This is a genomic window from Streptomyces sp. NPDC028928 (assembly GCF_055564915.1).
Genome location: NZ_JBVHVI010000002.1, coordinates 319,251 through 345,324 on the forward strand (window position 1 = coordinate 319,251; position 26,074 = coordinate 345,324).

General features: G+C 73.1%; 27 protein-coding genes and 1 pseudogene. 14 read left to right on the forward strand and 14 right to left on the reverse strand.

The genetic code is table 11. The annotated features are described in order from the left end of the window. Positions 1 to 34: 34 nt before the first annotated feature. The gene (locus tag ACZ4U1_RS07295; RefSeq protein WP_467900690.1) at positions 35 to 1,957 is read left to right on the forward strand and encodes an AMP-dependent synthetase/ligase; all 1,923 of its coding nucleotides are present in this window, start codon (positions 35 to 37) and stop codon (positions 1,955 to 1,957) included. Between the two features lie 51 nt (positions 1,958 to 2,008). Here the strand turns inward: ACZ4U1_RS07295 and ACZ4U1_RS07300 are convergent, their stop codons facing one another. Beyond that, positions 2,009 to 2,407 (reverse strand): rodlin, encoded by a 399-nt coding sequence (locus ACZ4U1_RS07300; RefSeq protein ID WP_467900692.1) that lies wholly within the window; start codon positions 2,405 to 2,407, stop codon positions 2,009 to 2,011. A 247-nt stretch (positions 2,408 to 2,654) separates the two neighbouring features. Here ACZ4U1_RS07300 and ACZ4U1_RS07305 point away from each other — a divergent pair, with 247 nt between their 5' ends. From ACZ4U1_RS07305 to ACZ4U1_RS07320, 4 genes and pseudogenes are all read left to right on the forward strand, one after another. After that, complete coding sequence (locus ACZ4U1_RS07305) at positions 2,655 to 3,053, forward strand: rodlin (RefSeq protein WP_467900694.1); 399 nt, start codon at positions 2,655 to 2,657, stop codon at positions 3,051 to 3,053. Positions 3,054 to 3,293: 240 nt separating this feature from the next. Continuing rightward, complete coding sequence (locus ACZ4U1_RS07310; protein WP_467900696.1) at positions 3,294 to 3,521, forward strand: chaplin; 228 nt, start codon at positions 3,294 to 3,296, stop codon at positions 3,519 to 3,521. A 113-nt stretch (positions 3,522 to 3,634) separates the two neighbouring features. Further along, positions 3,635 to 4,570, forward strand: coding sequence for a chaplin (locus ACZ4U1_RS07315; RefSeq protein ID WP_467900699.1), 936 nt, complete (start codon positions 3,635 to 3,637; stop codon positions 4,568 to 4,570). Positions 4,571 to 4,738: 168 nt separating this feature from the next. Next, positions 4,739 to 5,740, forward strand: a pseudogene (locus ACZ4U1_RS07320) (glycoside hydrolase family 26 protein); the annotation flags it as partial. Here the strand turns inward: ACZ4U1_RS07320 and ACZ4U1_RS07325 are convergent. From ACZ4U1_RS07325 to ACZ4U1_RS07365, 9 genes are read right to left on the reverse strand one after another with little or no spacing between them, the layout of a single operon-like run. After that, positions 5,704 to 6,903 carry a GNAT family N-acetyltransferase gene (locus ACZ4U1_RS07325; RefSeq protein WP_467900702.1) on the reverse strand — a complete coding sequence of 400 codons (1,200 nt, stop codon included), beginning with the start codon at positions 6,901 to 6,903 and terminating at the stop codon, positions 5,704 to 5,706. The pseudogene ACZ4U1_RS07320 and the gene ACZ4U1_RS07325 overlap by 37 nt on opposite strands. Continuing rightward, on the reverse strand, positions 6,900 to 7,544 hold the full coding sequence (locus ACZ4U1_RS07330) for a lipopolysaccharide biosynthesis protein (RefSeq protein WP_467900704.1): 645 nt from the start codon (positions 7,542 to 7,544) through the stop codon (positions 6,900 to 6,902). The genes ACZ4U1_RS07325 and ACZ4U1_RS07330 overlap by 4 nt, the downstream gene beginning before the upstream one ends. Beyond that, positions 7,541 to 8,698, reverse strand: coding sequence for a glycosyltransferase (locus ACZ4U1_RS07335; RefSeq protein WP_467900706.1), 1,158 nt, complete (start codon positions 8,696 to 8,698; stop codon positions 7,541 to 7,543). Before ACZ4U1_RS07335 ends, ACZ4U1_RS07330 begins: the two co-directional genes overlap by 4 nt. Continuing rightward, positions 8,695 to 9,456 (reverse strand): polysaccharide deacetylase family protein, encoded by a 762-nt coding sequence (locus tag ACZ4U1_RS07340; protein WP_467900708.1) that lies wholly within the window; start codon positions 9,454 to 9,456, stop codon positions 8,695 to 8,697. The genes ACZ4U1_RS07335 and ACZ4U1_RS07340 overlap by 4 nt, the downstream gene beginning before the upstream one ends. Beyond that, entirely contained in the window at positions 9,440 to 11,194 is a 1,755-nt protein-coding gene (murJ, locus tag ACZ4U1_RS07345) for a murein biosynthesis integral membrane protein MurJ (RefSeq protein WP_467900710.1), read from the reverse strand. The genes ACZ4U1_RS07340 and murJ overlap by 17 nt, the downstream gene beginning before the upstream one ends. Beyond that, on the reverse strand, positions 11,191 to 12,528 hold the full coding sequence (locus tag ACZ4U1_RS07350; RefSeq protein ID WP_467900712.1) for an O-antigen ligase family protein: 1,338 nt from the start codon (positions 12,526 to 12,528) through the stop codon (positions 11,191 to 11,193). The genes murJ and ACZ4U1_RS07350 overlap by 4 nt, the downstream gene beginning before the upstream one ends. Before the next feature lie 3 nt (positions 12,529 to 12,531). Further along, the gene (locus tag ACZ4U1_RS07355) at positions 12,532 to 13,974 is read right to left on the reverse strand and encodes an exopolysaccharide biosynthesis polyprenyl glycosylphosphotransferase (protein WP_467900714.1); all 1,443 of its coding nucleotides are present in this window, start codon (positions 13,972 to 13,974) and stop codon (positions 12,532 to 12,534) included. Next, on the reverse strand, positions 13,971 to 15,206 hold the full coding sequence (locus ACZ4U1_RS07360) for a glycosyltransferase family 4 protein (RefSeq protein WP_467900717.1): 1,236 nt from the start codon (positions 15,204 to 15,206) through the stop codon (positions 13,971 to 13,973). Before ACZ4U1_RS07360 ends, ACZ4U1_RS07355 begins: the two co-directional genes overlap by 4 nt. A gap of 16 nt (positions 15,207 to 15,222) precedes the next feature. Further along, positions 15,223 to 15,567, reverse strand: coding sequence for a hypothetical protein (locus tag ACZ4U1_RS07365; protein ID WP_467900719.1), 345 nt, complete (start codon positions 15,565 to 15,567; stop codon positions 15,223 to 15,225). Positions 15,568 to 15,697: 130 nt separating this feature from the next. Here ACZ4U1_RS07365 and ACZ4U1_RS07370 point away from each other — a divergent pair, with 130 nt between their 5' ends. The 8 genes from ACZ4U1_RS07370 to ACZ4U1_RS07405 all read left to right on the forward strand — a co-directional run bounded on the left by ACZ4U1_RS07370 (position 15,698) and on the right by ACZ4U1_RS07405 (position 21,259). Continuing rightward, positions 15,698 to 15,937, forward strand: a complete 240-nt coding sequence (locus tag ACZ4U1_RS07370; protein WP_467900722.1) for a chaplin — start codon at positions 15,698 to 15,700, stop codon at positions 15,935 to 15,937. A 170-nt stretch (positions 15,938 to 16,107) separates the two neighbouring features. Continuing rightward, the gene (locus ACZ4U1_RS07375; protein WP_467900724.1) at positions 16,108 to 17,508 is read left to right on the forward strand and encodes a hypothetical protein; all 1,401 of its coding nucleotides are present in this window, start codon (positions 16,108 to 16,110) and stop codon (positions 17,506 to 17,508) included. A gap of 119 nt (positions 17,509 to 17,627) precedes the next feature. After that, positions 17,628 to 17,915: a hypothetical protein gene (locus ACZ4U1_RS07380; protein WP_467900726.1), complete on the forward strand. Its 288-nt coding sequence runs from the start codon at positions 17,628 to 17,630 to the stop codon at positions 17,913 to 17,915. Positions 17,916 to 18,039: 124 nt separating this feature from the next. Continuing rightward, on the forward strand, positions 18,040 to 18,546 hold the full coding sequence (locus ACZ4U1_RS07385) for a DUF5949 family protein (RefSeq protein ID WP_467900728.1): 507 nt from the start codon (positions 18,040 to 18,042) through the stop codon (positions 18,544 to 18,546). After that, positions 18,546 to 19,130, forward strand: a complete 585-nt coding sequence (locus ACZ4U1_RS07390) for a vitamin K epoxide reductase family protein (RefSeq protein ID WP_467900730.1) — start codon at positions 18,546 to 18,548, stop codon at positions 19,128 to 19,130. The genes ACZ4U1_RS07385 and ACZ4U1_RS07390 overlap by 1 nt, the downstream gene beginning before the upstream one ends. Before the next feature lie 98 nt (positions 19,131 to 19,228). Further along, positions 19,229 to 19,744, forward strand: a complete 516-nt coding sequence (locus tag ACZ4U1_RS07395; protein WP_467900732.1) for a hypothetical protein — start codon at positions 19,229 to 19,231, stop codon at positions 19,742 to 19,744. 176 nt (positions 19,745 to 19,920) lie between these two features. After that, positions 19,921 to 20,409 carry a tyrosinase family oxidase copper chaperone gene (locus tag ACZ4U1_RS07400; RefSeq protein ID WP_467900734.1) on the forward strand — a complete coding sequence of 163 codons (489 nt, stop codon included), beginning with the start codon at positions 19,921 to 19,923 and terminating at the stop codon, positions 20,407 to 20,409. Beyond that, positions 20,393 to 21,259 (forward strand): tyrosinase family protein, encoded by an 867-nt coding sequence (locus tag ACZ4U1_RS07405; RefSeq protein ID WP_467900736.1) that lies wholly within the window; start codon positions 20,393 to 20,395, stop codon positions 21,257 to 21,259. Before ACZ4U1_RS07400 ends, ACZ4U1_RS07405 begins: the two co-directional genes overlap by 17 nt. Before the next feature lie 78 nt (positions 21,260 to 21,337). Here the strand turns inward: ACZ4U1_RS07405 and ACZ4U1_RS07410 are convergent, their stop codons facing one another. The 4 genes from ACZ4U1_RS07410 to ACZ4U1_RS07425 all read right to left on the reverse strand — a co-directional run bounded on the left by ACZ4U1_RS07410 (position 21,338) and on the right by ACZ4U1_RS07425 (position 23,920). Continuing rightward, entirely contained in the window at positions 21,338 to 21,634 is a 297-nt protein-coding gene (locus ACZ4U1_RS07410; protein WP_467900738.1) for a chaplin, read from the reverse strand. A 163-nt stretch (positions 21,635 to 21,797) separates the two neighbouring features. Beyond that, positions 21,798 to 22,757 carry a D-2-hydroxyacid dehydrogenase family protein gene (locus tag ACZ4U1_RS07415; protein WP_467900741.1) on the reverse strand — a complete coding sequence of 320 codons (960 nt, stop codon included), beginning with the start codon at positions 22,755 to 22,757 and terminating at the stop codon, positions 21,798 to 21,800. 189 nt (positions 22,758 to 22,946) lie between these two features. Then, on the reverse strand, positions 22,947 to 23,255 hold the full coding sequence (locus ACZ4U1_RS07420; protein ID WP_467900743.1) for a hypothetical protein: 309 nt from the start codon (positions 23,253 to 23,255) through the stop codon (positions 22,947 to 22,949). A 464-nt stretch (positions 23,256 to 23,719) separates the two neighbouring features. After that, positions 23,720 to 23,920, reverse strand: coding sequence for a dehydrogenase (locus tag ACZ4U1_RS07425; RefSeq protein WP_467900746.1), 201 nt, complete (start codon positions 23,918 to 23,920; stop codon positions 23,720 to 23,722). A 722-nt stretch (positions 23,921 to 24,642) separates the two neighbouring features. Between ACZ4U1_RS07425 and ACZ4U1_RS07430 the strand changes: the two genes are divergently transcribed. Next, complete coding sequence (locus tag ACZ4U1_RS07430) at positions 24,643 to 24,984, forward strand: hypothetical protein (RefSeq protein WP_467900748.1); 342 nt, start codon at positions 24,643 to 24,645, stop codon at positions 24,982 to 24,984. Positions 24,985 to 26,074 lie beyond the last annotated feature (1,090 nt).

Below are 26,074 nucleotides of genomic sequence, written 5' to 3' on the forward strand. Positions count from 1 at the left end.
AGAACCTTGGCCCGCACCGCCACCGGGAGCCGTCATGGGCGTACACAGGGATCTGAAACGGGCACGGCAGCGCACCGATCTCGCGGACCGCACCGCGGTGGAGATCGTCCGCGACCCGGCGGGCGCGGTCCGTGAGGTGCGCGCCGCGCCCCTGGCGCCCCCGCTCGCCTCCGGTTCCCTGGCCGACCTGCCGTTCACCCACGCGGCCGGGACCCCCGACGCGGTGCTGCTGCGCCGCCGCGGAGAGAGCGGCGCCTGGCGTCCGGTCACGGCGGCGGCCTTCGCCGCCGAGGTGGCCGCCGTGGCCAAGGGGCTGATCGCCGCCGGACTCGAACCGGGCGGCCGGGTCGCGGTGATGTCCCGCACCCGTTACGAGTGGACCGTCCTGGACTTCGCGATCTGGGCGGCCGGCGGCCAGTCCGTGCCCGTCTACCCGACCTCCTCCGCCGAGCAGGTGGAGTGGATCGTCCGCGACTCCGGCGCCCGGTTCGCCGTCACGGAGACCGTCGAGAACGCCGTCACGGTCACCACCGCGACAGCCGGCCACCCGCACCCCCCGCGCCTGTGGCGACTCGACGCCGGCGCCCTGACCGACCTCACCACCCTCGGCTGCGACCTCCCGGACGGCGAACTCGCAGGGCGCCGCGCCGCGCTCACCCCCGACACGGTCGCCACCCTCTGCTACACCTCCGGCACCACCGGCCGGCCCAAGGGCTGCGTCCTCACCCACGCCAACCTGCACGCCGAGGCCGCGAACACCGTCGAGCTGCTGCACCCGGTCTTCCAGGCCGTCACCGGCCAGGCCGCGTCCACCCTGCTCTTCCTGCCCCTCGCCCACATCCTCGGCCGCACCCTCCAGCTCGCCTGCCTGCTGGCCCGGATCGAGACCGGCCACTTCCCGAGCGTGAAGCCCGACGAACTCCGGCCCGCGCTCAAGGAGTTCCGGCCGACCTTCCTGGTCGGGGTGCCGTACCTGTTCGAGAAGATCCACGACACCGGGCGGGCCACCGCCGAGAAGATCGGCCGGGCCGCCTCCTTCGACCGGGCCGAACGGATCGCCGTCCGCTTCGGCGAGGCCCACCTGCGGAAGTTCCTCGGCACCGGCAAGGGCCCGGGACCGGGCCTGTACGCCGCCTGGGCCCTGTACGACCTGCTGGTCTACCGCCGTATCCGCAAGGAGCTGGGCGGCCGGACGCGGTACGCCGTCAGCGGCGGCTCCCCGCTGGACCGCAACCTCACCCTGTTCTTCCACGCCGCCGGCATCGTCGTCTACGAGGGCTACGGCCTGACCGAGACCAGCGCCGCCGCCACGATCGTGCCCCCGCTCGACCCCCGTCCCGGCACGGTCGGCCGGCCGGTGCCGGGCGTGTCCGTGCGCATCGCCGACGACGGAGAGGTGCTGATCAAGGGCGGGATCGTCTTCGGGTCGTACTGGAACGACCCGGCCGCCACGGACGCCGTCCTGCACGACGGCTGGTTCGCCACCGGCGACCTCGGCGCGCTGGACGACGACGGCTACCTCACCATCACCGGCCGCAAGAAGGACATCCTCGTCACCTCCGGCGGCAAGAACGTCTCGCCGGCCGTGCTGGAGGACCGGCTGCGCAGCCGGTCGCCCGTCGGCCAGTGCGTGGTCGTCGGCGACAGCAAGCCCTTCGTCGCCGCCCTGATCACCCTCGACCCGGAGGCGGTCGCCCACTGGCTGGCGGTACGGAAGCTGCCGCCGGACACCCCCATGTCCGCGCTGGTCCGCGACGACCGGCTGCGCGCCGAGGTGCAGAAGGCGGTCGACTACGCCAACAAGGCCGTCTCCCGCGCCGAGTCGATCCGCGCGTTCGCGCTGGTCGAGGGCGAGTTCACCGAGGAGAACGGGCTGCTGACCCCGTCCCTGAAGGTCAGGCGGCATGCGGTGACGGCCGCGTACGCCGAGCAGATCGAGGCGCTGTACCGCCGCTGACACGCCGAAGCGGGCCGCCGGACCACCCGGCGACCCGCTTCGAACAGAGGATCAGTTCTCGCCGTTCTGGGACAGGATCGACACGTCCTCCAGCAGGTGCGCCAGCGCGCCGTCGCGCTTGACGTTCGAGGAGTTCTCGGTGCACTGCTGCTGCATGTGGTCCGACAGGATCGGGATGTCCTGGACATTGACACCGATCAGGGCGCCGACGCCGATCGGAATGTCGTTCACGGCGATGCACGGCTTGTTGAAAGAGCCCTGGATCAGGGCGATCTGCGGACTCATGTTCCCGTACGTGGCCGAGTTGCCGTAGCTCTGCCAAGCACCGTTGCCGTTGGCGGCGGTCGGCCCGCTGTCGTTTCCGATCGCCAGCGCCTGCGGTGCCGCGGCAGCGGAGGCGCCCATGGCCGAAGCGGCGACAGCCGCGGTGGCAACAATCTTCTTGATCACTGGCCAGTCCTTTCTGAGGAAACCCCGTCCACCGGAGCGCTTTGGTCAACTCCGCGGACCCCTCTTGGTTTCTGCCGTTCACCCCGTCGGCCGATCCGGTGGACTGGTGGTGTGTTTGTCCGATTGGTGCTTTCTCGTCACCTCTCAGGCGTTTGGGCTCCAACCGAGTGAATCGGCGGAACCATTCCCGATGCACCGGGTTGATGAGGCCGTAGGGCATGCGTCGCTACGAGGAAAGGAACGCGAAGTGCTCAAGAAGGCAATGGTCGCCGCCGCGACCGCCGCTTCTGTCGTGGGAATGGCGGTGGCGGCCGCGCCGCAGGCGCTTGCCATCGGCAACGACGACGGACCGACCGTCGCGAATGGCAACGGCGCCGCGTCGTCGTGGGGCAACTCGGCGACGAAGGGCAACCAGAGCCCGCAGCTTTCGCTGGTGCAGGGGTCGCTGAACAAGCCGTGTGTCGGTATCCAGGACGTCGACGTCGCCGTCGACGTGCTCATCGGCGTCACGGTCCAGGACATCCCGATCCTGTCGGACCACCTGCAGCAGCAGTGCAACGACAACTCCACCAACGCCAAGCGCGACGGTGCGGTCTCGCACGTGCTGGAGGACCTGTCGGTTCTCTCGGCCAACGGCGAAGGCTGAGCCGACCTGGCGTGGCCCGGGCTGTCCGCTGCACCATCGGCGGGCTGCCCGGGCCTTTTTCCAAGGAATTCAGGCGAGGGAAAAACGCGTGAGGAAGCGGTGCGATCGAGTGATTATCGCGCGGTCCGTGTTCCGCGGTCTCCAGTTGTGTCAATCCCTCGTTCCGTGCCACGACCGTTCATGTCGTGCTCGCACGGTTCTGGCCGTCATCGGGGCATGACCCCAGAGAAGGGAACACTCATGAAGAAGACCGTCGCTGCCGTCACGGGCGCCATCCTGGCCCTGGGCCTGGGCGGAACCGCCTTCGCCGACGCCGGTGCGGGCGCCAGCGCCGCCAACTCGCCTGGTGTCCTGTCCGGCAACGTCATCCAGGTGCCGATCCACCTCCCGATCAACGTGTGCGGCAACACCGTCGACATCATCGCGCTGCTGAACCCCGCGTTCGGCAACACCTGCGTCAACAGCTGAGGTTCACCCGCGCACTCCACCAGCTTCCCCGGCTGAGTACAGGCCGGCCCCGGACCGTCGTTCTTCGTGCCGGGGCCGGCCTTCCCACTTCTTCGAGCAGGAAGACCACGAGATTGCGACAGACTCTCAGCAAGGGCATGGCCGTGGCCGCCGCCGCGACCGGCATGCTGTCCTTGTACGGCGGCGCCGCGCTCGCCGACTCCCGTGCGCACGGTGCCGCCCAGGGTTCCCCCGGAGTTCTGTCCGGGAACAACGTCCAGGCCCCGGTCAACATCCCGGTCAACGTCTGCGGCAATTCCGTCGACGCGGCCGCGGCGTTGAACCCGGCGTTCGGCAACTCCTGTGCCACCGCCGCGCACGGATCGAAGGGGCAGGCCGGCAGCGAGCACCACGGGGACTACGGCACCCCCGTCGACCACTCTGGTTACGGCACTCCCGACGACCACTCTGGTTACGGCACTCCCGACGACCATTCCGGGTACGGCGCCCCCGGTGACTCCACCGGCCGGCCCGGCCCCGGTGACTCCAGCGGTCGGCCCGGCCACGGCGACGACCACTCCACACCGCCGGCCGGCGGCGGCAAGACGCCCGGCGGAGGCAGAACGACCGCGCCCTCGTACGGCGGGGAGGAGACGACGCCGCCCCCGCACGGTGGAGGCAGGACGACTCCGCCCCCGTACGGCGGGAAGGAGACGACGCCGCCTCCCTACGGCGGGCAGGAGACCACCCCGCCTCCCTACGGCGGCGGCGAGACGACCCCGCCGGGCGGCGGGCACAGCACGCCCCCTGGCGGCGGTCACAGCACGCCTCCCGGTGGCGGTCACACCACACCCCCGTCCGGCGGTGGCGAGAGCACGCCCCCGGGTACGGGCTACACCCCGCCGCCCGGCGGCGGTGGTGGCGGTGAGGAGCACCCCGGGCAGCCGCCCGTGCTCGCGCACACCGGTGGTGACGGCCCGGCGATGATGGCGACCTCGGCCGCCAGTGCCGCGCTGATCGCCGCCGGGGCGATCCTGTACCGGCGAGGCCGGGCCGCCGCCCGCCGATGACGCGTCGGGTGCCGGACCGAGCGCCCGGCACCCCGCCGCGCCCCTCCCTCTTCCTCTCCCCGATCCGTTCGGCCGTGCGGGGGTTCGGCGGCCCCGAAGCGGTATCCGTGACGGAGTTGTCCGTATGGATGTGACGGGGGTCGGTGAACGGGAGGAAGGGAGCGGGACATGGCTTCACGCCGGTGCAGGGGCCGGTCCGGGCGGCTGGCCGTCATCGCGGGGGCCGTCGTCGCGTCGGTCGCCCTCGCGGTCGGCCCCGGGTTCGCGGTGGGCCCGGCAGCGGTGCGGGCCACCGACCCGCCGCCCTTCGGGGCGTTTCTCGACTCCGGGCCCCTCGGGGTCGCGCGGATGGCCGAGCTGAGCGACTGGCTCGGCGGGACCGAGGTGAAGGTCGCCCACACCTACCTGCCCGGCGGTAGCTGGGCGGACATCGAGGGTCCGCCCGGTTTCCTGGACGTGTGGGCGCGGTGGCGGCGCCAGAAGGCGGACCGGATGCTCGTCCTCAACGTACCGATGCAGGAGCGCAACGAGGAGAACCTCCCGGACTCGCAGGTGTGGTTCCTGCTGCGGCAGGCCGCGGCCGGCGCGTTCGACCACCACTTCCGGGCCCTGGCCGAACGGCTGGTGCGACTGGGGGTGCCGGACACGGTGATCGTGCTCGGCTGGGAGATGAACGGCATCACCTACACCCATCGCTGCGGACCGGACCCGGAGGCCTGGAAGGCGTACTGGAACCGGATCGTCGCCGCCATGCGCTCCGTGCCGGGCCAGGGATTCCGGTTCGACTTCACGCCGAGCCGCGGCCGGGACGCCGTGCCCTGGACCGAGTGCTATCCCGGGGACGCAACGGTCGACATCATCGGTATGGACGCCTACGACCAGCCGAGCGGAATGCCGTTCGAGGAACAGGTCGAAGAGCCCTACGGTCTCCAGCAGCACGTGGACTTCGCGAAAGCCCACGGCAAGCCCGTTTCCTATCCGGAATGGGGACTCTTCCGCAACGGTGACAACCCCGAGTACATGGGGCGGATGCTCGCCTGGATCGAAGAGCACAGACCGCTGTACAACACGGTGACCGACTACTGTCCGCACGGCGTTTGGCAGTGCTCGGCCAACCCCCGCTCGTCGCAGGTCTACCGGACCGCCCTGTACGGCCGCACCCCCGAGCCTCCGGCCGGCTGCTCGCCGCCGCGCTCCCGCCACCGGTGCAGCAGCTCCCTGCCCCGCTGCCGGGCGGTCGCGTCGCACAGCGCGGCCGTCAGCAGCGGGGCGGTGCGCCGCCGGGCCATGAGCAGCCGCCGGTTGACGACCCGTTCGGGCCGCCAGTGGTGCTTGTAGGGCTCGTCGCCGCGCAGCAGGCTCAGCGTGCCCCGGTGCCCGTCGACGCTGTGCTCGGCGCACGCCTCCAGCAGCATCACCGCGACATCCGCCTTCCGCTGCCGCAGGGCCGGGTGGGCGCCGTAGAGGTAGCCGCCGGCCAGGCTGCCCGACAGCAGCGTCAGGTCGACCCCCATCACCTCGCCGTCGACCAGGAACTCGGTGACCACCGCGTTCCCCGAACGCACCATCTGCCCCACCGCACGCACCAGATGCTCGCGGAACCGGGGCCGCAGATGCTCGCCGGTGACCTTCCGCCCCTGCCACTGCAGCCGGTGCAGCTCCAGCAGCCGGCCGAGCGCCGCGTCCACCTCCTCCGGGCCCACCGCCCGCCGCCGCACCCCCAGCGCGGCCAGCCGGCGCAGCTTGGCCCGCGCCCGCTGGCCGGACTTGCCCGACGGCAGCCGGGTGATCAGCTCGTCCATCGGTACGGCGGGCAGCTCCAGGCACAGCGAGTCGCGCACCGTACGGCGCGGCCCGCGCCAGCGGTCGTAGACCCGCTCCACCGCGCCGCCCGGGCGCACCTCGCGGAAGTCGACCAGCGCCGTGCGCGCCGCGTCCGCGAGCGCCTCGGTGAGCGCACCGGCCGCCCGCCCGTCGTCGGCGTCGTCCAGCAGCACGTCCGTGTAGTCGGAGATCGCCCCGCCGAGCGGCACCAGTGCGGGCAGCGGCCGGCGGACCAGCATCAGCGGCGCGGCGGCCACCAGGTCGCGGCCGGCCCGCACCACCAGCAGCCGGAGCCGGCCGCGCCGGCCGTACGACAGCCACCACGAGTGCAGCCAGGCGTGGCTCTGGAACGGGGTGGCGGCGGCGCACCGCCGGAACAGCCGTCCCCAGGCGGGGGCCAGCGCGGCGAAAGCCTCCTCGTCGGTGATGAGTTCGGTGACGAGTCCGCCACCGAGGTCGGTGGTGCGGGCGGCGGGACGCGTGGTGCCCGCCGGGTAGAGGGCGGTCACCGGCGGCCGTACGTGTCGGCGGGGACGGCCGGGCCGGGCACCGAGGCCGGGGGCACGGTCTTCGGCTCCGGCCGGCGTCTCGGCCGTACCAGCAGCGCGAGGGCGCCGAGCAGGCCGCCCGCGCTCGCCCCGACCAGTCCGGTCACCGCGGGGGACGGCGAGGACGGCTCGCTCGGCTGCACCGCGCGGGAGAACTGCAGCAGCTCGACGTGCGTGTCGGCCTTGGCGGCGTTGGCGTGCCGGGTCAGCGCGCGGGCGACCGCGTCGGCCATGGCGGCGGCCCGGGCCGGGCGTTCGGAGGTGGCGGAGACGGCGAGCATCGGGGCGTCCGGCGAGGTCGCGGTGCGCACACTGGCGCGCAGGGTGGGCACCGGCACCCCGGCCTGCTCCTGGGCGTCGCCGAGCACCGCGATCTGGGTGGCGACCCGGCCGTAGGCCTGGGCGAAGCCGAGTGCGGCGGCGGTGTCGGACCCCTCGCCGGGGACGGCCACGACATAGCTGGTCGCCGTGTACTCCGCAGGCTTGAGGACGCCGTACCCGCCGCCCAGCAGCCCGCCCGTGAGGACACCGGCCGCCACCAGCGACCAGGGCGGGAGCGAGCCGAGCCGGGAGGGGCGGGAGTGATGGTGGTTCTCGGTCATGACGGGGTGACTCCCTGGGGGGATCGGGACGGGGGGACCGGGTGGGCGAGCGCCGCCGTGTAGACGTCCATGAGCCGGGCGGCGCTGCGGGTGATGCTGTAGTGGCGGGCCGCCTCGGCGGCGGTGCGCGGGCCGGACCCGGCGGCGCGGACCTCGGCGAGCGCGCGGGCGTAGGCACCGGCGTCGCACGGGACCCGGAGCGCGTCCGGGGCGGCCCCGGGCGGCAGGTCCTCCAGGGCCGGGCAGGAGGCGTAGCGCACCGGGAGCCCGGCCGCGAGCGCCTCCACGACCGCGAGGCCGAACGCCTCCTCGGGGGAAGGCGAGGCCAGCACATCCATCGCCGAGGCCAGCGAGGGCAGGTCCGGGCCGGGCGAACCGTCGGGCAGATACGGCCGCTCCCCGGCGAACAGCACCCGGCCGGCCACCCCCGCCTCCCGCGCGGTCCGCCGCAGCGCGGGTTCCTCCGGGCCGCCGCCGACCAGCAGCAGCCTGCAGTCGGGGGGCAGCTCGGCGAGGGCGCGGACCAGGACGTCGAAGCGTTTGCCGGGGGCGAGCCGGCCGATGCCGCCGATGACGAACGCGTCGGCGGGCAGCCCGAGGCGGGTGCGGGTGCGCAGCCGGGCCTGCGGGTCGTGGGCGAACCGCGCCAGGTCGATGCCGTTGGGTACGACCGCGATGCGCGGCCCGGGTACCCCCCAGCGGGCGAGCCGGCCGGCGACCGTGGGGGAGACCGCGACGGTGCGCCGGCCCAGCCGTTCGCCCAGCAGGTACAGCGCGCGGACACCGGCGGTGAGCGGCCGGCCCTCCATCTGCGAGTCGCCGAGGGAGTGCTCGGTGGCGACGACCGCGCGGACCCCGGCCAGCCGGGCGGCGATCCGGCCGTACAGGCAGGCCCGGTACAGGTGGGTGTGCACGAGGTCGTACCGGCCGCGCCGGACGATCCGGGCCAGCCGGGGCAGCGCGGCCAGGTCGCGGTTCCCGGTCATGCCGAGGTGGGTCACCCGCACCCCGTCGGCCGTCAGCCCCTCGGCCACCGGTCCGGGGTTGGTCAGCGTCACCACCTCGCACTCGACCGGCAGATGCCGCAGCAGCAGCCGGAGCTGCTGCTCGGCACCGCCCACCCCGAGCCCGGTGATGATGTGCAGGACCCTCACCGCAGCCCCTCCACGGGCCGTCGGCGCAGCCGGTGCAGGCGGTGCTTCAGGAACAGCCGTACGGCGGTGTCGTCCTCCCCGATGTACACGCGCGGCAGCACATGCGGGCCGCTCAGCCGGCCGGGGTCGATGGCGCAGGCGTAGCCGTAACCGGCCTCCCGCACGGCCGCCATGGTGCGCCGGTCGACCGTGCCGTACGGGTAGCAGAAGCCGGTGACCGGGGCGCCGGTCAGCTCCTGCAGTGCCGCCCGGCTCCCGGCGATCTCGGCTCTCAGCAGGGTGTCGTCGGCCCGCGTCAGATCGATGTGGGTGAGGCCGTGCGAGCCGATCTCCACGCCCGCGGCGGCGGCCCGCCGGATGCCGTCGGCGGTCAGCAGCGGCTTGCGCGGGCCCAGCGGATCCCAGACGTTGTCGCCGCCGAGCCGGCCGGGCAGCACGAACAGGGTGGCCGTGCACTCCCAGCGCGCCAGCAGCGGCAGGGCGTTGCCGAGGAAGTCGGCGTACCCGTCGTCGAAGGTGAGCCCCACCAGGCCGCGCCCCTCGCCCCGGGCCCGGGCGGCGAGCAGCTCGGCCACCGACACCCCGCGCAGCCCCCGGCGGCGCAGCCAGCGCAGCTGCCGCTCCAGCCGGCCGGGGCTGACCGTGACGCGGTACGGGTCGTCGGAGCAGTCGCCGACCGAGTGGTACATGGCGATCCACGGGACGGGGCCCGAGGCGGAGGCCCGGACACGGGCCGGGGACTCAACGGAGGACGGCATGGGCGAGCCTTCGGGAGAGGGTGCGTACGGAACGGAGTACAGAGCCTGGGCCCTGGGCGCCCAGGGCCCAGCCGAGCAGGACGAAGACGACGGTCACCGTGGTGCCGCCGGCGGCCAGCCCGGCGAGCGGTGCCGACGGCAGGCCCGCCACCAGTCCGCCGGCCACGGCGGCCACCACCGCCGCCCACAGCGGCCGGCTCAGCTCGTGCAGCACCGGCCCGGTCCGGATGGGCACGCCGCGCCCGCGCGTTCCGGCGAGCAGCAGGGCGGCGGTGAGGGTGATGCCGGTGGCGTTGGCCGCGGCGATCCCGGTCACCCCCCAGGAGCCGACCGTCCCGGCGCCGATCCAGGAGGTCGCGGCGATGCCCGCGGCCATCGCGGCCACCGGGTACCAGCTGGCGCGGCCCGCCGAGAAGTAGGAGCGGACCAGGACGCCGGTCAGGGTCTGGCCGAGCAGGCCCAGCGCGTAGACCCGCATCACACCGGCGGTCGCCGCGGTGTCCTGGGCGGTGAACGCGCCGCGCTGGAACAGCAGCGCGATCAGCTGCGGGGAGCAGGCCGTGATCGCGGCCGTACCGAGCAGCACCACGCAGCCGGCCACCGCCAGATCCCGCTCGACCCGGTCCCGGGCCCGCTCGGTGTCGCCGTCGGCCAGGGCCCGCGCCACCGCCGGGAAGGTGACCGTGCACAGCATCGTCGACAGCGTCATCGGGATCTGCGCGACCTTCTGCGCGTAGTTCAGGTGCGAGATGGCCCCGGCGGGCAGCCCGGCGGCGAGGAACCGCTCGATCAGCACCTGCGACTGCCGGCACAGCGCGAACAGCAGCACGGTGGCCAGCAGCGGCACGTCCAACGGCTGCGTCCCGTCGGCGACCCCGGCGTCCGCCCCGCCGGCCCGCCGACGGCGCAACTGCCGCACGAGCGAGGGAAGCTGGACCGCCACCATGAGGCAGCCGCCCGCCGCGACCCCGAACGCGGCCGACCGCACGCCCCAGCGGCCGCCGAGCGCGTACATCGCCGTGATGATGCCGACGTTGTACGCGAGGTAGATCGCGGCCGGTGCCAGGAAGCGGCGGTGGGCCCGCAGGGCCGCGCTGCAGTACCCGGCGAGGCCGAAGCTCAGCACGCAGGTCGCGGTGAGCCGCGTGCAGTCCACGGCGAGCGCCGGGTCGGGCAGGCCGGGTGCCAGAGCCGCCACGAACTGCGGGGCGGCCAGCGCCAGCAGCGCCCCGACCGCCGTGAACGCCAGCGCCAGCCGGGGCAGGGTCCCGGCGACCAGCGACCGCACCGGATCCCCAGGCGCGCCCTGCGCGCGGCGGGCCAGGGCCAGGCTGAACGCGGGGACCAACGCGAAGGCCAGCCCGTCCTCGATCAGCAGCGTCGCCGCGAACTCGGGCACCGTCCAGGCGACCAGGAAGGCGTCGGTGTCCCGTCCGGCCCCGAACAGCCGGGCCAGCGACTGGTCCCGCACCAGCCCGAGCAGCGCCGCCGCGACGGAGAGGGAGGCGGTGAGGAGGGTCGCGCGGGCGAGGAAACGGGGGGTGAGGAGGGCGGGTTCGGGGGGTGGGGAGGGGTGCGCGGGCGTGCGGGCCGGGTCCGTGGCCGGGGTGGCGGCCGGGGTGGCGGCCGGGGTGGTGGGGTCGGCCGGCGGGGGTACGGCCGGCCGGGCGCCGGGCACGGCGAGTCCGCCGGTGTCGGCCTCCGTCCCCGGTACCCCGCCGGTCCTGGGGTGCGTCATCCCGCCGGCCTCCGGCTGGGGCGGGGCGCCGGCGTACGGGACGCCTGGCCGGCGCCGGCCAGGGCCCACCAGGCGATCAGGCCGAAGGAGACCGCCGTCAGCACGGTCGCGGGGCCGCCGATGTCGGCGTAGGCGAAGTCCACGAGCTGCCAGACCAGCAGCCCGCAGGCGACCAGCGCGCAGTCCAGGCCCCGGCCGCCGGCCGCGCGGGTCCGCCACAGCCCGCGCACCGCGCACACCAGCAGGGCGAGCCAGCCGCCCGCGAGGCAGAGCAGCCCGATCAGGCCCTGTTCGGACAGGACCAGCAGGTACATGTTGTGCGGGGAGAGCAGCGGCTGCCGGCGGAACGCGGCGCCCGCGCCCTCGGTGTCGCTGCCCGAGGACAGCGCGAGCGAGGCGTGCCCGTCGCGGTACTCGGGGAAGCCCTTGAGGCCGACGCCGGTCAGCGGGCGGTCGCGCCACATGTCGGTGGCCGCGGCCCACATCGTGTACCGGTCGGTGACCGACTGGTCGGGTGCGTCGGTGACCCGGGTGATGCTGTCGATCCGCTCCTGGAGCATGGCCGTACCCACCCCCAGCCCGCCCACCAGCACCACCCCCGCGGCCACCGCGGCCGCCCCGATCCTCAGCGCGCGGCGCGGCCCGGCCAGGACCAGCTGGACGGTGACGGTGACCGCGGTGGCGATCCAGGCGCCCCGGCTGAAGGACAGGGCGAGGGGGACCAGCAGGGCGAGTGCGCAGCAGCCGGCGAGCGTCCGCTCCCGTGCCGAGGTCCGGCCGAGCGCCAGGCCCACCGCGCACACCAGCCCGAAGGACACCACCGTGGCCATGCCCATCACGTCCGACACCCCGAAGGTGCCGACCGCGCGGATGTCCCGCCCCTGGTAGGAGGCCCCGGTCCCGGTGGCGTACTGGTGCACGCCGACCGCCCCCTGCCATCCGGCGAGGGCCACCAGCGACCAGGCCAGCAGCCGGAAGTCGGCGCGGTCGCGGACGAGGAGCAGCACGGCGGCCGGGACCAGGACGAAGACCTGGAGGTAGCGGCCGAGGCCGGTGATCCCGGCGCCCGGCGAGACCGCGTGCAGCGCGGCCAGCGTGAGTCCGGCCACCGGCAGGCCGAGGAGTACGGCGGCGGTCCGGGTGAGCGGGCGGCGGCGCGCGCGCAGCAGTCGTACCGCGCAGAACACGACGACCAGCGCGGACAGCGCGTCGGCGGGGCCCGCGCCGCCCTCGCCGCCGGGGGCGACCGGCAGCGCGAGCAGCGCGACGACGGCCAGCACCGGCAGCACCGGGGACATCCGGACGGGGCGGCGCGGCGGCAGGGCGAGGGCCATCGGTCAGCTCCCCGCGGAACGCACGAGCGCGGCGGCCGTGCGCAGCAGGATGCAGACGTCCTGCCACAGCGACCAGTTGTCGATGTAGGCGTTGTCGAAGCGGGCCCGGTCCTCGATCGAGGTGTCGCCGCGCAGCCCGTGGATCTGGGCCAGCCCGGTGATGCCGGTCTGCATGCGGTGGCGGGCCGCGTAGCCCGGGTAGGTGTGGCTGAACCGGGTGACGAAGTAAGGCCGTTCGGGGCGCGGGCCGACCAGGCTCATGTCGCCCCGGAAGACGTTCCACAGCTGGAGCAGCTCGTCCAGCGAGCTCTGCCGCAGCAGCCGGCAGAAGGGGCTCATCTGCGGCTCGCCGGCCACGCTCCACCGGGTGGCCGCCTCGTGCGGGTCGGCCGGGCGGTGGGTGCGGAACTTCAGCAGTGTGAAGGGGCGGCCGTCCTTGCCGATGCGCTCCTGCCGGAACACCACCCCGGGCCCGTCGGTGAGCCGCAGTACGACCGCGCACACCAGCAGCACCGGGCTGAGCAGCACCAGCAGCGCCCCGGACACCGTGACGTCCAGCAGCCGCTTGGCGACGCTCGTCCGCCGTGGCATGCCCAGGTCCAGCCGGCGCACGGCGAACCCGGCGAGCTGGTCCCGCATCTCGTACGCCGGGCTGTCCGCGTCCACCTCCCACAGCGTGCAGCCGGATGCGGCGAGTGCCCGCAGCAGCGGCCCGTGCGCGGTGCGCACGGCCGGGTCGACGGTGAGGACGACCCGCACCCCGTTCTGGATGAGCGCCCGCTCCACCTCCTCGCCGGTGCTGAGCACCGGCAGCCCGCCGGGGCCGTCCGGGTGCTGCGCGACCACGCCCACCGGCCGTACCCCGCAGCGCGGGTGCCGCAGCAGTGCGGCGGCCACCCGCTGCCCGGTCTCCGCGGGCCCGATCACCAGGGCGGTGCGCGGGTGGCGGCGCAGCAGGACCCGGCTCCGCCAGTGCACCGCGCCCCGGGCCGCCCCGGCCGCCGCCGTGTGCAGCGCGCAGCCCAGCAGCAGGGTCCGGGCGGTGAGGGCGCGCCCGGGGTCGTACGCGGCGAGCAGCGCGGCCAGGCCCAGCCACGCCACCACGATCCGCCCGCACACCGCGGGCAGTTCGTCGAGCACACCCGGCACCGGACGCGTGGAGCGCGGGCGCAGCAGCAGCGCGCCGGACAGCAGCGCGGCGACCAGCACCGGACGGCGGGTGGCCTCGTCCAGCGCGGCCGTGCCCGCCAGCGCGGCGAGCAGGTCGGCGGCGAGCAGGGGGAGCTGCGGCGAGGCGCGCCGCGCGGGCGGCCGCCACAGCGGGAACCGGAAACTGCCGGCGGCGCGGGCCGGCAGTACGCAGACGGGCGAGCCGGACGGGACGGGCGAGAATCCATGGTCCCGTGGCTGCGCGCCGGGGGAGGGAACGGTGCTTTCCGCAGTCACGAGTGGATGGACTCCCTGCACTCGGAGGGCGCGACCCGGGCTGTTCCGCCACCGTTCGCCGCCGGGGCTTCGCCGCCCGGGCCTGTGCTGCCGAGGAGTTCGCGGTAGAGGGCCGCGACGCGTTCGGCGGTGTGCCGCACGTCGTGCGTGGCCAGGACGTGCCGGCGCCCCTGGCCGGCGAGCGTCGCGCGCAGCGGCGGATCGGTCAGCAGCCCGGTCACCGCCCCGGTCAGCGCCACGGGGTCCTCGGGGGGTACCAGGCAGTGCGCGGCGAGTGCGGGCGGCAGGCTCTCCCGGGCGCCGTCGACGTCGGTGAGGACGACGGGTGTCCCGCAGGCCAGCGCCTCCAGCGGGGCGAGCGCCATGCCCTCCCAGCGCGAGGGGAGCACCACCAGGTCGGCGGCCCGGTACCAGGGGGCGGCGTCGGGGACGGCGCCGGTGAACCGCACGGAGGGGGGCGCCTGTTGCCGTAAGGCCTCGCGGTCGGGGCCGTCGCCGACCAGCACGAGTCGTGCCCGCGGCAGCCGGGCGAGGATGTCCGGCCAGGCGGTGAGGAGGACGTCCTGGGCCTTTTGGCGGCAGAGACGGCCCACGCAGACGACGAGGGGGCGGGTTTCGTCGTCGGGGGCTTGCGGGGCTTGTGGGGCTTGAGGGGCTTGTGGGGCCGTGGGGCCTTGCCCGGCTTGCGGGGTGAAGTGGGTGGTGTCGATGCCGTTCGGGATGACCGTGTACGCGGCGCGCACCCCGGCGCGCAGGCCTGTCGTGCGCTCCGCCTCGCTGACGCACACCACCCGGTCGGCCCAGCGCGCCCCCCACCGCTCCCAGCGCAGGGCGAGCGCCGCGGTGGGGCCGCCGACCGCCTCGAAGGACCAGGCGTGCGGCTGGAACACGGTCGGGACGCGTCCGCGGACGGCGAGCCGCGCGGCCAGGCCGGCCTTCGCGCTGTGCGCGTGCACCAGTTCGGGCCGTACCTCGCCGAGCAGGCGTGCGAGGCGCCGTACCTCGCCCGGCAGGCCGGGCCCCGGTGACCGGCCCGCCCGCCACTGCCGGACATCGGCGCCCAGATCCCGCAGGCCCGCGGCCAGCGCACCGCCGGGGCAGGCCACGGTGACCCGCAGGCCCGCCGCGAGCTGGGCCCGGACCAGGTCGAGCACGACCCGGGCGACACCGCCGTCGACGGGTTGTGCGAGGTGCAGGACCCGGGGTCGATGGGCGGGTGCTGACTGGTGCATTCGCGGATTACCTCGCTCACGGGGGCGCTCGGGGCTGCGGTCGTGAACGCGCCTTCCGGTTCCGGGCGTCCACGGCGGCGAGGAGCACGCCGGCCCACGCCGCGTCCGCGTGGGAAACGAGCCGGAAGCCCGGCTGGTCACCGCCGCTCCGCGGAGCCGGGCCGAGATCGCACAGGCCGGGGTCGTGGCCGAGCGCGTTGGCGTAGACCGGAACCCGCCGGACCGGTACGCCGCCCGGTTCACTGAGCGTGGAGTCCGGTACGTCGTCCGCAGGATGGGCGGGAGCCGCCCGGTGCGACAGGCGTACGCCGGGGCGAGAGAAGAGTGTGAGCGCCGCGCCCCGGGAGGCGGGGTCGGTCAAGGATGAGAGCGTGCGCGTCGCCTCCGCAGATCACTCCATTGGCGGCACAACTCCCGGGTGTGCCGCGCGTTGACACAACGCCGGGTATCCCGCCCGGATGTTTGTGTCGATCCCCAAGGAGCACCTCTCCATGTCGCGTATCGCGAAGGGCCTGGTCCTGACCTCCGCCGCCGTCGCGGCCGTCGCCGGCGGTGCCGGCGTGGCCTCCGCCGACGCCGGTGCGGGCGCCGTCGCCGCCAACTCGCCGGGCGTGCTGTCGGGCAACGCCATCCAGGTTCCGATCCACGTCCCGATCAACGTGTGCGGGAACACCGTGGACATCATCGCCCTGCTGAACCCGGCCTTCGGCAACACCTGCGTCAACGACTGACATCGGGACGCAACCCTTCGGCCGGCCGTCCGCCCCGTACGCATCCGTCGCGGGGCGGACGGCCGGTTTTCTGCCTCGGACGGATCACGCTGGGTGGGTGAGCGGTTGCGGAGAGCGACCGGTGAACTGACGGTGGGCTCAGGTCCCACTGTTCACCGAAAGGAACACCCATGCGTGATCTGCCTGCCCGGCGTCTCGCGTCCACCGTCCTCTGCGCGGCCGTCCTGGTCGGCATCACCGGCCCGGTCGCCGTGGCCACGGCCCGGGAGCACGACCGCGCCGCCTCCCGGGCACCCGTCCCGGCGGCGGAGAAGGAGAGGCTGCTCGCCCAGGTCAGAGCCCTGAGCAACACCGGCTCCGTGCTCAACCCGGTCATCGACCTGCTCAACCAGTCGCTGGAGAAGGGCCAACTGCCCGCCGACGAGGCCAGGAGGCTCGGCGAGGCGGCCAAGGCGGCCATCGCCGAGGCCGCCACCGCCCCCGTCCAGCCCGCAGCGCCCGTACGGCCGGTGTCCCTCGCCACTCCCACGGCGCCCGCGACACCCACGACGGCGGCGAAGCCCCCGGCGTCTGCTTCGCCTACGGCACCCGCGTCGCCTACGACGGCGAAGCCCGCGGTCTCTGTGTCGCCCGCGTCGCCCGCGGCGGCGAAGCCCGCGGCTCAGGCGACGCCCACGGCACCTGCCTCCTCGGCGGCCGCTGCCAAGCCCGCGTCGCCCACGGCAGCCACGACGCCCACGGCGCCCGCGACGGCGTCGACGTCCGCGAAGCCCGCGACACCTGCGGCGCCCACGGCACCTGCGAGTTCCTCGACGTCCGCCCGACCCGCGTCACCCGCCGCCCCCGGCACGCCCGCCGCGCCCGCGTCCCCGGCCACGTCCGCCAAGCCCGCGGCGCGTGCGGCGGTCACGGCGCCCACGGCCCCCGCGACCTCGTCGGCATCCGCCACGCCGACCGCGCCCGCGACTTCCCCGACGACGGCGAAGCCGGCCACGCCCACGGCGCCCGCGTCTCCCACCGCGTCCGCCAAGCCCGCGACACCCCCGGCCGCCACCACCCCCACCGCGCCCGCCACCTCGTCGGCACCGGCGAAGCCGGCCACGCCCACGGCGCCCGCGTCCCCCGCCGCCTCCGCCAAACCCGCGGCCCCCACCCAGCCCGCCGCACCGAGCGCCCCCGCCTCCTCCGCGTCCCCGGCAGCCCCCGCCTCACCAGCCGCTCCCGCCTCACCAGCCGCTCCCGCCTCACCAGCCGCTCCCGCGGCCTCCGCCGTCCCCGCGGCCCTCACCGCGAAGGCGGCGACACGGCACGCCGGCATCGTCAACCTGCCCTCGGTCCGCGACGCCACCAGTGACGCGCTCAGCGCCCTGCAGACCGCGATCGACAATCTGGTGAAGGCGGTCACCGACCAGCTCGACAACCTCCTGTCGTCCGCCACCGACGTGGTGTCGGGCCTGGTCGACCTGCTGGGCGGCACCCTCCTCGGCAAGGACGCGACCGAGCCCACCGTCGAGTCCCTGCCCTCGCTGCCCGCCCTCCCCGCGGACCCGTCCCCGACGGCGACCGGCTGACCCGGGGCATAACCGTTTTCATATGTCTTCTCGGTGCCGGGTTTCCGGTCCGGCCGGAACTCGTTAGGCACGGCGTCAGAAATCCCGGGGTGACGTGAGTTGCCGAAGAAAGGAACACGATGAAGTCCCTCAAGGCTGCCGCCGTTGTCGCTGGTTCCGTGGCCCTCGTCGGCGTCGCCGCACCCGCGTTCGCCTACGACGCCCAGCACCTGCCGCCGATGAGCCTCAACGGCGGGCTCGCCCAGCTCACCGAGAAGCCGCCCACCGTGAAGGACCTGCTGCCGGTCAAGCACCAGTCGGACGCGCTCGACACCGAGAACAAGGACTCCGTGCTGAGCAGCCTCAAGGGCGCCACCACGACCCTCAACAAGCAGGGCCTGCTCGGCGGCCTGCCCCTGCAGCACTGAGCGGTACTGACGCCCGACCCCGCCCGGGACCACGTCGCTCGTTCGTGTGGCGCGGCCCCGGGCGCTGCTCCGGAAGGGTGAGAAGCCGCCGGGCGGCGCCACGGCCCGTCGATATGGTCGCGCGGTGACCTCAGTATCAAGCGAACCCCGCCTTTTCCGCCCCGCCGACCTGGGCACGCTCGCCCTGCTCGCCTGGATGGCCCGGAACGAGGAGGGCGACGGCAGGACCCCCTGTCTGCTCGCCTGTTCCCTGGGCGACGGCCCGGACGGCCCGGAGGCCGCGTCCGCCGCCGTCACCCACCTCCTGGAGGACATGGGCCTGACCCCGGGCGGCGAACCGGTGGACGGCACCACCCGGCCGAGCCTGAAGGTCAGCATGCTGGTCGTCGCCGGCCAGATCGTCCTCCAGCTGCCCCACAACATCAGCAGCCAGGTCACCCCGCCCGCGGACTGGCTGGAGGCGGTCCAGGAACTCGGATACACCTACTTCATGTTCACCACCCGGGTCTGCCCCTCGACCGGCCCCCGCCAGCCGGCCCAGGGAGCGGAGCTGGCCGAGTTCGCCGGCTCCCCGGAGACCACGAACGCCGCCGCGCACCTCTACCTGCCCGCCCGCGGCCTGCGGGCCTGATGCGCCGGTACGCGGGCGCCGGCCGCGGCCTCGCCCTGCTGGCCGTGCTCACCGGGGCCGCCGGACTGCTTGCCTCCTGGGTCATCACCCTGGACGAGTTCAAGCTGCTCGAGGACCCGGGCTTCGTCCCCGGGTGCAGCCTGAACCCGGTGGTGTCCTGCGGCAGCGTGATGAAGAGCGACCAGGCCTCCGTCTTCGGGTTCCCCAACCCGATGCTGGGCCTGGTGGCCTACGGCATCGTGATCTGCGTCGGCATGAGCCTGCTGGCCGGCGCCCGCTTCCCCGGCTGGTACTGGCTGCTGTTCGAGGCCGGCTGTGTGTTCGGCGTCGGGTTCGTGTCCTGGCTGCAGTTCGAGTCGCTGTACCGGATCAACGCGCTGTGCCTGTGGTGCTGCCTGGCCTGGGCCGCGACCATCCTGCTCTTCTGGTACGTCACGTCCCTCTGCGTACGCGAGGGTTTCCTGCCCGCGCCCACCCCGGTCAAGGCATTCCTCGCCGAATTCACCTGGGTGCTCGCGCTGCTGCACATCGGTGTGATTGGAATGCTCGTGCTGACCCGTTGGTGGGACTTCTGGACGAGCTGACTATTACGGCAGTCGGGGGAATTGTGAAATGCAGGCGTTTTCCGCTCGTTACGCGGTAAGGACGTCGAACCCCCGCATCCGGAAAGGCCGTACCTGACATGAAGCCGACCACCCGAGGAACCCTTGCCGCCGTCGTCACGGGCGTCGCGGCCACCGTGGGGGCCGCCGGTCCCGCCGCGGCGGCCGGTACGGTCCCCGTCCCCGTGCCGCTGGGCGGCGTCTCCAAGTCGCTCAACATGGAGCTGCCCCGGCTCGGCGCCGAGCTGCCGCTGATCAAGCCCGGCGCCCCCGAAGGCCCCCGGTACGTCACGGGCCGGCTCCTCCCCGACCGGGCCCTGCCCCAGCTGCCGGTGAGCAGCGGGCTGCCCGGCCTGGACGCCAGGGCTCCGCTGCCGCACATCCTCGGCGACGACGGCTTCGACCACCTCGCCGTGGACGGGCCCGGCGGTGACATGCGGGCCCTCGCCCCCGGCCTGTCCGTGGACGCCCCGCTGACCCAGCCCGACGGCGGCAACTTCGGCCTCCCGGCCACCAAGCTCCCCGAGGCCGGCCTCATCGCCCCGGTCCTGCAGACCGTCATCGGCGGCAACCTGGGCACCGGCCCGGGACTGTAGCCGGGCACGGCCGTATCCGCCGTACGACTGTTCCGGATCCCTCTCCGGCTGTTCCGCCTCCCCGTACGGCTCCGCCGGCTCCCCGAATGGCTCCCCGGCCGGCTCCTCGGCGGTGACCGCGCGCGCCCTCGATCGGTTAGCCGGTACGGACATTGGAACCCGGACGAGGAGCGAGCATGGTCGTCGGTGTCGGCGGAGTGGCGGTCGGTGCGGAGCAACAGGGCGGAGCGGGGACGGCCAGACCGTCCCGGAGGGAGGTGGCGCGGGGGCTGCTGGCCTCGGCCGCCGCGCTGGCGCTGGCCCCCGTCGTCGCCGCCTCCCGGCCCGTGCGGCAGGCCGCGGACCCCGGCGGCGGATCCTTCGACGAGACCTACCGGGGCCGCCGTATCCAGGGGGTGCTGGTGCCCGCCACAGGGCACAAGGCGGCCGGCGGCGAATGGCGGATCACCGTCGACGGCCGCCCACTGCACCTGATGCGCCGGGCCGACGGCACCTGGCTGAGCATGGTCGACCACTACACGTCGTACCGGACGCCGCTGGAGGCGACCCGGGCGGCCGTGGACGAGATCGGCCCCCGCCAGCGCCTGCGCGACCTGGCACCGGGCCGGCTCGACGGCGAGCACGCCGGCGCGCACACGGGGGGACGGCATGGCGTACGTGCGTAAGAACGTCAGCACGCTCACCGCGGGCGAGCGACGGCGGTTCGTGAACGCCCTGCTGACGCTCAAGCGGCGCGGTGAGTACGACGAGTTCGTGCGCATGCACATCGACTTCTACGCCGCCGACGGCGAGGACGGGCTGCGCACCGCCCACATGGCGCCCTCCTTCCTGCCCTGGCACCGCAGGTTCCTGCTGGAACTGGAGCGGGCGCTGCGCCGGGTCGACTCCTCGGTGACGGTGCCGTACTGGGACTGGACCAAGGACCGTACGACGACGTCCGTGCCGTGGACGAAGGACCTGCTCGGCGGGAACGGGCGGCGCTCCGACCGGCGGGTGATGACCGGGCCGTTCGCCTACGCGGCGGGGCACTGGACCATCAAGGAGGGCGTCACCGACGGCAGGTTCCTCACCCGGGACCTCGGCCGCTCCGCCGCCCCCATCAAGCTGCCCACCCGCAGCGAGCTGCAGTGGGCCCTGGACGACCCCGTCTACGACGCGTGGCCCTGGGACTCGACCGTCCGCAAGGGCTTCCGCAACAAGCTGGAGGGCTGGGGCGCCGGCAGCGGCAGCGCCTCCTGGAGGAACCACAACCGGGTGCACCGCTGGGTCGGCGGCGCGATGCTCGGCGGGGCGTCCGTCAACGACCCGGTGTTCTGGCTCCACCACGCCTTCCTCGACCTCCAGTGGTACCGCTGGCAGCGGGCCCACCGCAGCCACCGCTACCTGCCGGCCCGGCCGCCCGGCGTCGCCGACGCCCAGCACCAGCGGGTCGTCGCCCGGCACGAGAAGCTGCCGCCGTGGGACGAGACACCGGACCAGCTGGAGGACGTGAGCCGCATCTACCGGTACGCGTGAGCGCACACGCTGTGCGGGACACGGGAAGAGCCCCGGCGCTCGGAGTGCCGGGGCTCTTGCCTGTGGGTGCCGGTCGGCTCAGTTGCCGTAGCCGCCGTGGCCGGGTCCGGGGTTGCCGGGCGTGTCCTTCTTGCCGCTGTCGTTGACGCAGGTGTTGCCGAAGGCGGGGTTCAGCAGGGCGATGATGTCCACGGTGTTGCCGCACACATTGACCGGGATGTGAACCGGAACCTGGATGACATTGCCGGACACCACACCGGGCGACCCGGCGGCCAGGCCCTGAGCACCCGCGTCGGCCAGGGCCAGCCCGGCCCCGCTGACCACCACGGCGCCGGTGCCGACAGCGACAGCGGCTGCCTTCGCGATGCGAGACATCACGTTCTCCTTTTGTAGCTCGGAAAGCGCAGCGGCAGACCAGCCGCCGCACTTCCCGTTCAACGGCACGACGCGGGCGTGGTCACGGTGATCACCCGGGGATCACTCGTTTAACGGCAGGGGCGGCGGGCCGAGGGGGAACGCGGCTCAGGCGGGCCGGACCTCAGTGCAGCCGCCGTACCGGAGCGCCCGCCAGGTAGGCCTGGATGTTCTCCACGGCCTGGCCGTAGTACGTCGTGTAGTTGCCGTGGGAGACGTAGCCGAGGTGGGGTGTGGCGAGGAGGCGCGGCGCGGTGCGCATCGGGTGGCCGGCGGGCAGCGGCTCGATGTCGAAGACGTCGACGCCGGCGCCGGCGATCCGGCCCTCGTGCAGCGCGGCGAGCAGGGCGTCCTGGTCGACGATCGCGGCGCGGGAGGTGTTGACGAGGTAGGCGGTCGGCTTCATGAGGGCGAGTTCGGCGGCGCCGACGAGGCCGCGGGTGCGGTCGCCGAGCGCGAGGTGAACGGAGACGAAGTCGCTGTCACGGAGCAACTCCTCCTTGGAGCCGGCAAGTTCGACACCCACCTCCTCGGTCCGCTCCTTGGTGAGGTTCTGGCTCCACGCGCTGACGCGCATCCCGAAGGCGAGGCCGACCTGGGCCACCCGGCTGCCGATCTTCCCGAGGCCGAGCAGGCCCAGCCGGCGGCCGTGCAGATCCGCGCCGACGGTCGACTGCCAGGGTCCGCCCGCGCGCAGGGCGCTGCTCTCCTGGACGATCCCCCGGGCGAGACCGAGCAGCAGCGCCCAGGTCAGCTCGACCGGCGGGGTGCTCGAACTCGCCGTACCGCACACGGTGACGCCGTGCGCCTCGGCGGCGGCGTAGTCGATGACGCTGTTGCGCATCCCGGAGGCGATGAGCAGCTTCAGCCGGGGGAGCCGGGCGATCAGCGATCCGGGGAAGGGGACGCGTTCCCGCAGGGTGACGACGATGTCGTAGTCGGCGAGCGCCGCGGCGAGTGCCTCCTCCCCGTCGAGGTGCTCGCGCAGCGCGACGACCTCCACCCGCTCCCCGATCACCGACCAGTCGGCCAACTCGGTTGCCACACCCTGGAAATCATCCAGCACCGCACAGCGAAGTCGCACGTCGTCTCCCTCCCTGACGCCGACTCTAGCGACCCCCCGAGCACCCCCTCACCCGATCCCGACCCACCCCCGACTCACCCCCGACCCCCTGACGGACATCAGGGTCGCGGACAGAGTGTGCTGACCAGGCATGCGCAGTGCTCCGGTGCCCCTTCGGCCCGGAGCACTCCCGGTGACGGCCCGGACCGCTCAGGCCGTCTGGGTGCCGGCCGCCTTCATCACCAGGACGACGACTCCGGCGATCATGACGACGATGACCGTCCCGATGAGGATGGGTGTCGCGTAGGCGACGAGGAACGCGGCGACGGCCTTGGCCGACGCGACGATCGCCGTGCCCGTGGCGACGGCGATGGTGCGCGCGGCGTTCTTCAGGGCTCCGGGGTGCTCGGCGAGGTACTTCTGGACGGAGTCGAAAGCCATGCCGGCGGCGCGGCTGCCGATCGTCTGGGCAGCCCCCTTGCCGACCGCTGTGCCGAGGACGCCGAGGATCTTGTTCATGTGAAACCTCCCGCCGTCTTCCTTCCCTCGTTCGGGTTAAAAGAGGCGGCGCGTTGAAGCGCCGGGGGGAGCGCCCTGGCGCTCACACGCCCGTCCCAAGCAGCGAAAACGCCCTCCCGAGGGGAGGGCGGAGACATGCGCCCCCGGCAGGACTCGAATCTGCGGCCAAGCGCTTAGAAGGCGCATCTCTAGTGCGTCCGCAGTAGGTCTCTGACCTGGGCGGTTGGACGGTTTGGCGGTGCCTGGCATGCCGACTTCGACACGTATTCGACACGCTGTCTCTCGGCCTGAGCACGGCCCTCAGTGGCCGGTCTACTGACACGGGTCTCGCTCACCAGCGAGGCTGAGGAAGCCCACGGCTCTGACCTGGTCGGATGCCGTGGGCTTCTGTCGTTGTCGGTCGGCGTCGGCTGACCTCGTACGGCCCAGGGAGACGGCCCGAGACAGCACCGCTTCGCGAGATGTCATCGGAACAGCTCCGGGACGGGGCAGATCTCCAGTGGCTCGCCTGGCTGGTCGGTCCACCCCCACCAGACATGCTGATCGGGACACCGCCACAGCGTCCGGCAGCCCCGCCGGCCATCGTCCTCCCGTTTGGAGAGGACGAAGCCACCCGACTTCATGGGCCGGCTGCACTCGGGACAGGCAAGGGTCTCGTCGGTCATGGGAAGCACCGTAACGAGGTGACCGCTTAGTCCCGAAGCAACTTGGGCGGGGGCTGTGCCTTGTGCTGGTGGGCCTTTCACCTGCACTGATGGTTCGCAGACGTTCGTGGGCGTCCGTCGTTGTGCGTCTGCGTTGTCACGCAGTTAGACACTCATCGCTCAACGGTCTATCGCTGGCAAATCCGTTGTCAGTGCCTGCGTCTATGGTCTCAAGCGCGCGGTCGGCTTCCGGGGGTTCCAGCTCTGAAGGAAAAGGTTTCATCCCCGGCCTGTCTGGGGGCGGCTCGGAGACTCGTCCGGGACCTAACCGACGGTCGGGCTTCGTCGATGGCCATGAGGTGACCTGCCAGCGCCGGCCGCGCACCTCCTCCCTCGTGGGCGTGGGCGGACGCACGCTTCCCAAGTCTGTTGGTGGGGGGAAGGGGCGCGGCCGTGGCCGTTCACCTGCGTTCGGGGGCGAACGAGGGCCTGGCTGGTCGCTGGCGATGGACCGGTCTGTACGGTGGTGAACGTAGCTGAATGAGACGGAAACTGAGACGGCCTGGCACGGGGCCAGACAGTCTCTACCTGGCGCGACCTTCTGATCCGTAGCTCTACAGAGGTCGGTCACAGGTGGTCATACAGGTCGCCCTTCGGCTGCACGGGGACGCTACGGGTGGGGCCGGTTGCTGTAGTTGCTCTATCCGGCTGCTGTACAGCAGGACCCTGGTGGGGGTGGCGGCATGGAGCGGGAACTACTCGAACGGCTGCTGGTCGGCAATGACGAGGCGTCCGTGGCCGCTCTGGCTGCGCTCCGCTGCGGCGGTTCCCACGTGGTCTGGGAGGGGACTACGGCTTCTGAGCCGCTCGCCCTGATCTATGGACGTCGACTGCGGCACACGCGCCGCCGGGGCATCGAGACCACGAACCTGGCACATGCCGTGGATCTGCTCGGCCAGCATCAGCAGCCGGTTCGCCTGGGGCAGATCAGGGCTGCTGATGGCGCCTGGACTTTCATGCTGTTTCTGACCAAGGACGGCAGCAGGCTGATCGCGTGCACCGGCGTTCGGCGGACCCACGTCTGAACCTGAGCCGACGAAAGTCAGCCACGATGGCGGGTGCGTCGACCGATCAGGCACGCGTATGTCTCGCTGCACCCCCACCGGGCTCAGCCACGCTGCTGATGCCATCGACCAGAGCAAGCGCGACAGTCGGTGCGTGACCACGACGCAGAAGCCCTCAGGTTGGGAAGCTTGGGGTTTCTGGTGCCAGCTGCTGCGCTGACCTGTGGCGGAGCGGTTTCGACGCCTGGGAGGGGCGGTCGGCTGGTTCCCCGCTGTTCCCCGCACCATCTGGCACGGATCTGGCACGGACCTTTTCGCCGAACTCGCCTCTTCGTTGGCGACTGAGCGATCTTGAAAACCGTCGTGGCGCGAGTCACCGTGGGTTCAAATCCCACACCCACCGCCAGGTGAAACGGCCCCTGACCAAGTCATACGGTCAGGGGCCATTGCGATGTATGGTAACCGCTCGCCACGGTTGTTCCCCGCGAGTTCCCGCACGATCGGGCACGGGTGGGGCACGGACACCTTTTGATCCGTAGCTCTATGAGGACGGCCCAGCGAGGGCGCTCGTGTGTTGCATCGTGCGCCTCGCTAAGCGTCTGAGGTATCAGAGGCGGGAGGGGAGAGTGGCTCTACCTCACCGGTCCAAACACGATAGAGATGACGGATAGCCGTGATGTCGGCGTGGTCCTTCGGCCTGGCAGCGGCGATCTTCCACCGCAGGATGTCACCCAGGCGCATGAAAGGGACCCCATCGATGACGTCAGCATCATCGATAAGCCGGTCCGTAGACCAACCGGGGGTCCAACGGTCCATGATCTCTATGGAGGCAGTCGGGTGGACGACTCTGAGCCCATATCCGGAGATGGTGGGCTCTGGTGCGCCGAGACGTAGGGCGCACTGCCAGGCTTCGCCGCGTGCGAGGACATCAAGGTCGCCCATGCGCGCGCGTAACCCACGTACGTAGAGGGCAGCAGAGCCGCACACCACATAGTCGCTGCGTGGGAGTTTCAGAGCAGCCAGGGCAGCGAAAAGCCCATCGGCATCGCTAAGAAGCAACTGTTCTCCTCGGAGGGTAGGGAAGGGGCTGTGGCTCGAAGGGCCACAGCTC